Origin of the sequence: Streptomyces sp. NPDC002130 (assembly GCF_040296465.1) — a bacterium.
Classification (GTDB): Bacteria; Actinomycetota; Actinomycetes; order Streptomycetales; family Streptomycetaceae; genus Streptomyces.
In genome coordinates, this window is record NZ_JBEOXI010001061.1 from 1 (window position 1) to 1,181 (window position 1,181).

Annotated in this window: 3 protein-coding genes; 2 read left to right on the top strand and 1 reads right to left on the bottom strand. The window is 57.6% G+C overall.

Going from position 1 to position 1,181, the window contains the following annotated elements; all coding sequences use genetic code 11:
- Positions 1 to 306, bottom strand: a 306-nt coding sequence (locus ABT116_RS48390; protein WP_351647900.1) for a TetR/AcrR family transcriptional regulator, incomplete at its 3' end; no start/stop codon positions are given.
- 94 nt (positions 307 to 400) lie between these two features.
- On the opposite strand from ABT116_RS48390, the gene ABT116_RS48395 reads away from it, so the two are divergent.
- Entirely contained in the window at positions 401 to 862 is a 462-nt protein-coding gene (locus ABT116_RS48395; RefSeq protein WP_296551871.1) for a MaoC family dehydratase, read from the top strand.
- Between the two features lie 28 nt (positions 863 to 890).
- Positions 891 to 1,181: acyl-CoA dehydrogenase family protein (locus tag ABT116_RS48400; RefSeq protein WP_351647902.1), on the top strand; the 291-nt coding region annotated here is incomplete at its 3' end.

The following is a 1,181-nucleotide window of genomic DNA, read 5'->3' on the forward strand; positions in this document are numbered from 1 at the left end:
GTAGGGAACGATGTTGGGATGCTTGCCCAGGGCCGCATGGTAGGACCGCGCCCACGTGCGCAGCGCACCGCGCCAATCGTCTGAGTCGAAGCCGCTCACGTCGACGGACTCCATGATGACGTTCGCGACGTCGTCCAGTAATTCGTCCTTGTTGGCGTAATGGCTGTACAGCGACGGTGCCTGCACGCCGAGGACGGTGGCGAGTTTGCGCATCGAGAAGTCTGTCAAACCGTGCTCGTCCACCAGTTTCAGGGCGGTGTCCCTGATGATCGGCTTGCTCAGTAGTGGAACCCGCGGTCGCGCCATCGCACAGAAACCTTTCGTCTGAGTACTGGACAACCTTACACTGTGAGTTTATTATCCAATTAACCTAACAGTGTTCGGGAACGTGGAGGATCAGATGACACGGGTGTTCGAGAACAAGTCAGATCTCCTGGGGGCGGTCGGTGAAATGCTGGGCTCGAGCGAGTGGGTCGAGGTCACCCGCGAGATGGTCCATCAATTCGCCGACGCGACCGGTGATCATCAGTGGATCCACGTCGACGACGAAAGGGCAAGGCGTGAATCACCTTTCGGTGGTCCGATTGCCCACGGGTATCTGACCCTCTCGCTCCTGCCGCTTCTGTCGAAGTCCGTGTACCGCATCGACGGGGCGAAGATGGTCATCAATTACGGGTCCGACAAGGTTCGATTCCCGAGTCCGGTGCCTGTCGGAGCCAAGGTTCGAAACACTGCAGTGCTCTCCGCGATCGAAGAGTTGCCGAACGGTTCGATGCAGAGTCAGATTACCAACACCGTCGAGATCGAAGGCGTGGACAAGCCCGCCGTTGTTGCGCAGACCGTCGCACGAATCTTGTTCTGAATTCCTGACATAAGAAAGCAGACTCCACATGAATCTCGAATTGACCGGTGAGGAAGTTGCGTTCCGCGAGGAGATGCGAAAGTTCTTCACCACGGAATTTTCGCCCGAACTTCGTGCACGTGCAGCAGGATTCGGAAAGCTGACGCGTGAAGACATCGTTTCGGGCCAACAGATTCTGAACGCTCACGGACTGGCGGTTCCGCACTGGCCGGTCGAATGGGGCGGCAAGGACTGGACTCCGGTACAGCGCCACATTTATTCCGAGGAAATGCAGTTGGCGTCGGTACCCAACCCGTTGCCGTTCAACGTGAGCATGGTT

Excerpts from the sequence above, each read along its gene's own strand:
- ABT116_RS48395 (WP_296551871.1), top strand. The coding sequence starts at position 401 with ATGACACGGGTGTTCGAGAACAAGTCAGATCTCCTGGGGGCGGTCGGT.